Below are 6,348 nucleotides of genomic sequence, written 5' to 3'. Positions count from 1 at the left end.
GGTCAAGGTCATAATTGAGACCTGCTACCTAACAGAGGAGGAGAAGGTAAAGGCCTGCGAGCTGGCAAAGGAAGCCGGGGCCGACTTCGTTAAGACCTCTACTGGTTTCGGCACCGGCGGTGCAACCGTTGAGGACGTCAGGCTCATGAGGAAGGTCGTTGGGCAGGGCATGGGCGTCAAAGCTGCCGGTGGAATAAGAACCTACGAGCAGGCCCTGGCCATGATAAAGGCCGGTGCGAACAGGATAGGGACGTCGAGCGGTGTAAAAATAGTTGAGGGTGTCCCGAAATGAACGAGATTAAGGTTCTCATAGAGAAGGCCATCCAGGAGCTTGAGGGGGACGGCATGAACCCCGACATAATCCTGGCCGGCCCGGGCTTCCTTGAGCACGCAAAGGACGCACTCATGGAGTTCAAGGGCCTCAAGATATACAGGATTGAGGAGCTCGGATACGACGCGGTTATAGCGGACTCTCACTACCTCGGCCAGATAAAAAAGGCCTCATACAGGGTCTCTGTGGAGCCGCTGCTGGAAGAGAGGGACGTCTGGAAGCAGATCGAAAACCTGACCGTTTAAATGGTCTCCTCCAGCCCGCTGTATCTCTTCCTTATGCTCCCGCTCAGGGCAGTGCCGAGGAGTATCCCTGTTGTTACCTCGGTGAGAACTGTGGAGGTTAGTCTTAAGGCCGCACAGATTCCTCCACTCCAGTAGTAGAAGGCCACCATCACGGCCGTCGCTACCAGTCCACCGGACACACCGCCGAGGATTAGGGCTGAAAATCCCTTCCCGTTTCTGGACATCCAGCCGGTGAGGAGGCCCTCAAGGGAGCGGGCAACCACAACAACGGGAATGAGATATGGGCTTCCAGTTAGGAAGGCAAGCCCCGCGCCGGCTCCGGAGAGGGCCCCGATTGCCGGGCCGAATGTCATGGCGACGAACATGACACCAACGTCGATTAGGGTTATCTTCCCGAGGTTCGTCTCAATCCCGAAGAGTCCTAAGGAAGAGGGAACCGCGAGCGCCAATAAGGATCCCAAAACAAGCCTGCGGAAGCTCTTTACCTCCCTCCTCTTCACCCACACGTAGATGATAAAGGCGAGCAAGACAACGAGTGGGGTGCAGGGGAGATACTTGGCCACCACCATCTTGCGCACCGTAAAAAGTAGGGGAAGGGGTTAAAAACCTCACCGGAGGGAGGCCTTCAAAGCCCCCTCAAAAATCTCCATGGCCACATCTATCTCTTCCTTTGTCACGATGAGCGGCGGGATGAAGCGTATGCTGCTGTCCCCACAGCCGAGCAGGATCAGACCGTGCTTTGCAGATTCCTTGACGATCCTGTCCCTGAGCTTCGGATAGCGCTCTCTGCTTTCCTTGCTCTTGACTATTTCGACTGCTTGGGCAAGCCCGATGCCCCTCGCGTCGCCGATTACTTCGTAGTTCTCCTTGAACTCCTCAAGGTATCTATGGAGGTAGTCCCCAACCTCCCTGACGTGCGGGAGGAGCTCCTTAATTATCTCAACGACCTCTATTCCTGCAGCGATGGCCACAGGGTTGCCTCCAAAGGTCGTCGCGTGCCTTCCGGGCTTGTCGAAGCTTATCTCCTCCCTGTGGACGACTCCCGCTAATGGAAGCCCGCCGCCTATGGCCTTTCCAAACTGGATGAGATCTGGTGCAACGCCGAAGTTCTCGATCGCCCAGAACCTTCCGGTCCTCCCGATGCCCATCTGCACCTCGTCGTCCGCTAAGAGGATCCCGTGTTCATCGGCGAACTTCTTGAGCTCCTTGAAGAAGTTCTTCGGCGGAACCACGTAACCACCTTCGCCCTGTATCGGCTCGAGGAATATTGCCCCAACCTCGTGCGGCGGAACGTGGCGGAAGACGTACTCCTCGATGAAGTCGAGAACCCTGTTGATGAGCTCGTCCGGCTCGTCGTAGCCGTCTATCCCCCAGGGGTTCCTGTAGGGGTTCGGGTAGGGGACGTGCTCAACGCCGGGCATCGTCGGGAAGAAGCTCTCCTGCTGGACCCACTTGCTCGCGGTTAAACTAAGAACCGCCTGAGTTCTCCCGTGGAATGCATGGTAGAATGCTATGAACCTCTTTCTTCCGGTTCCGTACTTGACGAGCTTCATCGCTGCCTCGTTGGCCTCGGCGCCACTGTTCCCGTAAACCACTTTCTTCTCGAAGTCTCCAGGTGAGAGCTCGATGAGCTTTTCAGCTAAGACGACGGCGTTCTCGTAGAAGAAGTCCGTGAGCGAGTAGTGGGTGAACTTCTCAGCCTGCCTCTTGATGGCTTCTACAACCCTCGGGTGTGCGTGCCCGACGTTCATAACGGCGACACCGCTTGCGAAGTCGTAGAAGACGTTCCCGTCAACGTCGTAGACCTTAATCCCTTCCCCATGGTCTATGACTATAGGGAGGTTCTCCGGATCCTGCGTTGTCGTCGCGAGGTACTTGAAGTTCCTCTCTATTACTTCCTTGGCCTTTGGTCCGGGGAGCTCTTTGACGCTCGGTCTAACCACCATGACAATCACCGGAATGAAGTCGGAGTCCCGCTATATAACCCTATGTTCATCAATGAACATTTTTGGATGAAAAATTTTCGGAAAACTGGGGAAAAGAGCGAGTCTTTAGGTCGATTTTCGCTCCGGAGATGGCCGGAAACTATTTGAGGTTTGAAGTAAAAGATAACCGACCAAAAGTTTTCAGGTGCTATCCTATGGTCGGTGGGGTTACCCTGGAGCTTCAGCAAAATAGTCCCCTTCGGCTTCTCCTCCTCTTGAGGCTTTTACTGAGGGGTTTCGCCTTCACGTATCCCCTCTACCTGATGGTCATGTACAACTTCTGGATTTTTTGGAGGGTCGCTGATGAACCTATGGATTGGCTACGTGGCTTTTATGGCTTTTCTGGAGCTTGCCCTTGGGCTTTTTTTGGGCGGGCCGCCTTCAAGGCCTGTGAAGGTTTACGTTGCCTTGGCACTCGTCATGGAGTTCCCTTCCGCTCTTTTTGGAATGGGGATTTCCACAATGGCTCCCTCCCTCCTCTGGGCCTCCCTCTGGTACAGTTCACTCGTTCTCATGGCAGTTTTGCTCATCCGAGGGTATTGAATAAGGACCTCGGAGGTGGAGTAAGTTGAATGGAGCAAGGAACTTCCATCGGGTTCTCCTGCACGTTTTCATTCTTTTGGCTCTGGCTTTCTTTGAGTTGTTGTACTTTTTTCGGGTAAGGCTTATATCCTCGGTTGTTGGGATAAAAACGGTGGTTTCATGTCTTGCGAGGAGGTTGAGGGGCTCATAAAGAAAATAGCCTTGGCCCTTGTCGTGCTCTTCGTCTCGGGCTTTTCGGTTCTCTACTATGCCATCCGGAAGGCTGTCCCGTCCTCAACGAATATGTATGGTGCCGATATGGCGGCGATTTTCTTAGTTCTCTCTGCACTGTTCTTTTCCTTGATGGCATATACTTCCAAAGCGTAGGAGGGTTGAGTATGAAGCCAACTCGGGAATACGACCTCCTCCGAGAGGTTCCGGTCTTTATAGTTTCCATTTTGTTGTTGGGTTCTGGATAAATCTACTACCCGAAATATATGCCGTCACGAACTACTGTGAAGCCCTTACCTACTACCCGGTAATTTCCCTGATTGGTAGGCTTGACAGGCTTGTGACGTTCTTTGAGATAGCCTCGATACTCTCCTTACTCCCACTCTACTGCATCGTCGGAGGAGAGGAATAGCGATGGGTTTTTTTACTCTCAGTATTTAATTTCAACCGGTGATCCTATGCGCATTGAAGACGTTTACATCTGGGATGTCAACGCGAAGTGGCTCGGGATAGCTCCGTTCCAGCTCATGGAGAACGCCGGTGCTGGTGTTGCGAGAGTTATTGAGGAGAGGCTTGGGAAGGGACTCAGAATAGCCGTTTTCTCCGGCACCGGTAACAACGGCGGTGACGGTCTCGTCGCGACAAGGCATCTCAGCTTCGACAACGAGGTTACCCTTTTCCTTGTCGGTGACGAGACTAAGATAAGGAGCGAAGAGGCAAGGCACAACTGGGAGATCCTCAAAAGGCTGGACTTCGTGGAAATCAAAGTACTCAAGGACTCCTCCTACGTAAGGTCACTCGACCTTTCAGGCTTTGACGTCATCGTCGATGCACTCTTGGGGGCTGGAACAAGGGGAGAGCCAAGGGAGCCAATTCGCTCCGCCATCGAGAAGATAAACGAGTACGAGGGAAAAGCTAAAATAGTCAGCATCGACCTGCCGAGCGGCTATCCTTCGAAAATCCGTGTCAAAGCGGACTTCGTTGTGACCTTCCAGTGGGACAAGGAAGAATACGAGGACTTCGAGAGGGTGATAGCCAAGATAGGCTACCCAAGGGAGCTCCATCACCTCGTTGGCCCCGGCGATGCGAAGTTCGCGCTGAGGAAGAAAGGTCAGCACAAGGGCCAGAACGGCAGACTGCTCGTGATAGGTGGAAGCGAGGACTACTTCGGCGCACCATACCTCGCCTTGAAGGCCGCTTCTTACATCGTCGATCTCGTTTACCTCGCGATGCCCGAATACCCAGCGAGAAGAATAAACGACCCCGACTTAATCCTCCGTCCGGTGGAGGGAGAGAACTTCACCCCGGGGCATGTGGATACCCTCATCAAACTTGCCGAAAAGGCAGACGCCGTTGTTATCGGCCCGGGGATCGGCCTTGAAGAGGGGACAAAGGCCTTTGTACGGGAGTTTGTTAAGCGTTGTAAGAAGCCGATGGTGGTTGATGCGGACGGACTTAAGGCCCTCGCTGAGGATTTAAGCGTTCTCAAGGGGAAGAGCTTCGTTCTAACACCCCACGCCGGCGAATTTAAGGCTCTCTTCGGTGTGAAGCCAGAGGGTTCGCTCAGTGAGAGGGCGGAGCTCGTGATGCAAAAAGCTAAGGAAATAGGCGGTGTGGTACTCCTCAAGGGACTCTATGATATCATCAGTGATGGGGAAATTTGGAAGTACAACAAGACCGGAAACAGGGGGATGACCACCGGCGGAACCGGGGACGTTTTAGCGGGTCTTGTCGGGGCCCTTTTAGGGCTCGGGAACGGGCCTCTGAGGGCCGCTTCCGTTGGTGCCTTCCTCAACGGTCTTGCTGGGGATATGGTGAAGGAAGAATTAGGGGAGAACTTCACCGCTTTGGATGTTGTCAAAAAGGTTCCAAAGGCCGTGAAGTGGGTGGAGGAGTTCTGATTTTAAATTCTCCCAACTTCAACTCCTTTAGAAAATTGGGAAAGAAAAGCGGAGCTCATCCAATTCCGCAGTAGCTCCAGACGGAGTATCCGTACTGGCCGTTGGCCGGGTCGTGAGGAGGTGCCCCAAGGTAGACCCAGCCGTTCGAATCGACGTACCTGTCTACCCACCCACCGAGGTTGCCCGTGTACTCGTGGATGCACGAGCCTGCAAACTTCGATATCTGAACCCATCTTCCGGTCCTGCTTGAACCGAGGTTGATGTAGGTTATGAGTCCCGGCTTATCGCCGTAGCCGTTCCTGACAAAGATGAGCTCGTCGCTGTCGTAGTAGACTATGCCTGTGCTCCCGCCGGCGAGGTGGTCGTGTATCCAGATGAGGTTTTTGAGCCTATCCTTGTTGAGCCACTCCTCGTAGTCGTGGTAGAATATAACCGGCTGATCCTCATAAGTGAGGATGAAGGCGTAGGCTGGATACTTGTTCCAGATTATGTCGGTGTCGTGGTTGGCCACGAAGGTAACCGCCTTGAAAGGGTCGCGGGAAACGACTGTTCCACCGCCGGGACGTCCCAGTAGAAGGCCTGCATTATGACCCCGCCGTCTTCGAGGCTTGAATACTTGGCCCCACTGGTCGGTGCCGCTGTCATACCGACCGCTATCAGGAGGAGGAATAAAACTACGAGGGCTTTTGGCGCTCATCCAAGCACACTCCTGTGTACGGCTAAGCACGGGTTCTTAATTTGTATCACTGATGGTGAAATATTTAAACTTTGCTGTTAATGTCCACTGATGAACATTAAAGTTCATCCAGCTAAGGATGTCATTCGCTCGTTAAGTTTATTATCCTTTTGACTTCCTTGGATTTTTCACACAGCTCACAGCTCTGAAGAAAAACGAGCATGTTGAGAAGATGGAAGAGCTCCACTTCACTCAGCTCTATCTCAGCCTGGGAGACTTTCTTTAGGATAGGTTGTGAACGTCTTTCTATCTCATCAAGAACCTGCTTGGCGAGTTCAACGAGCCTCATTCTGTCCTGTATTCTGAACCCGGCCTTCTCCAGTATCTGGACGAGCTTATCCGCCTCGACCTGAAGGTAAGCCTGTCTGAATTTCTCTATGCTTTCATCGGGGTCGGC

General features: G+C 53.3%; 7 protein-coding genes and 2 pseudogenes. 5 read left to right on the top strand and 4 right to left on the bottom strand.

Going from position 1 to position 6,348, the window contains the following annotated elements; genetic code table 11:
- Together deoC and MVD07_RS06575 are read left to right on the top strand one after the other, a co-directional pair.
- Positions 1 to 292: deoxyribose-phosphate aldolase (gene deoC / locus MVD07_RS06580; protein ID WP_297499870.1), on the top strand; the 292-nt coding region annotated here is incomplete at its 5' end.
- Positions 289 to 576 carry a family 4B encapsulin nanocompartment shell protein gene (locus MVD07_RS06575; protein WP_297499868.1) on the top strand — a complete coding sequence of 96 codons (288 nt, stop codon included), beginning with the start codon at positions 289 to 291 and terminating at the stop codon, positions 574 to 576. The genes deoC and MVD07_RS06575, both read left to right, overlap by 4 nt.
- Here the strand turns inward: MVD07_RS06575 and MVD07_RS06570 are convergent.
- Together MVD07_RS06570 and MVD07_RS06565 are read right to left on the bottom strand one after the other, a co-directional pair.
- Complete coding sequence (locus MVD07_RS06570) at positions 573 to 1,154, bottom strand: hypothetical protein (protein WP_297499866.1); 582 nt, start codon at positions 1,152 to 1,154, stop codon at positions 573 to 575. The two genes, MVD07_RS06575 and MVD07_RS06570, sit on opposite strands and share 4 nt — an antisense overlap.
- Positions 1,155 to 1,184: 30 nt before the next feature.
- Positions 1,185 to 2,522: an ornithine aminotransferase gene (locus MVD07_RS06565; RefSeq protein ID WP_297499873.1), complete on the bottom strand. Its 1,338-nt coding sequence runs from the start codon at positions 2,520 to 2,522 to the stop codon at positions 1,185 to 1,187.
- A gap of 342 nt (positions 2,523 to 2,864) precedes the next feature.
- Here MVD07_RS06565 and MVD07_RS06560 point away from each other — a divergent pair, with 342 nt between their 5' ends.
- The 3 genes from MVD07_RS06560 to MVD07_RS06550 all read left to right on the top strand — a co-directional run bounded on the left by MVD07_RS06560 (position 2,865) and on the right by MVD07_RS06550 (position 5,215).
- On the top strand, positions 2,865 to 3,104 hold the full coding sequence (locus MVD07_RS06560; protein WP_297499864.1) for a hypothetical protein: 240 nt from the start codon (positions 2,865 to 2,867) through the stop codon (positions 3,102 to 3,104).
- A 159-nt stretch (positions 3,105 to 3,263) separates the two neighbouring features.
- A complete protein-coding gene (locus MVD07_RS06555; protein ID WP_297499862.1) occupies positions 3,264 to 3,470 on the top strand; it encodes a hypothetical protein in 207 nt (68 codons plus the stop codon).
- Between the two features lie 302 nt (positions 3,471 to 3,772).
- On the top strand, positions 3,773 to 5,215 hold the full coding sequence (locus tag MVD07_RS06550) for an NAD(P)H-hydrate dehydratase (RefSeq protein ID WP_297499860.1): 1,443 nt from the start codon (positions 3,773 to 3,775) through the stop codon (positions 5,213 to 5,215).
- A gap of 55 nt (positions 5,216 to 5,270) precedes the next feature.
- Here the strand turns inward: MVD07_RS06550 and MVD07_RS06545 are convergent.
- Both MVD07_RS06545 and MVD07_RS06540 read right to left on the bottom strand, forming a co-directional pair.
- A pseudogene (locus MVD07_RS06545) lies at positions 5,271 to 5,978 on the bottom strand (alpha-amylase domain-containing protein); the annotation flags it as partial.
- Positions 5,979 to 6,033: 55 nt separating this feature from the next.
- A pseudogene (locus MVD07_RS06540) lies at positions 6,034 to 6,348 on the bottom strand (transcriptional regulator); the annotation flags it as partial.

The sequence above is a fragment of the Thermococcus sp. genome (assembly GCF_027008145.1).
In the GTDB taxonomy this organism is placed as follows: domain Archaea; phylum Methanobacteriota_B; class Thermococci; order Thermococcales; family Thermococcaceae; genus Thermococcus.
Note: the sequence above shows the minus strand (reverse complement) of the source record. Positions and strands in the feature narration are given on the sequence as shown.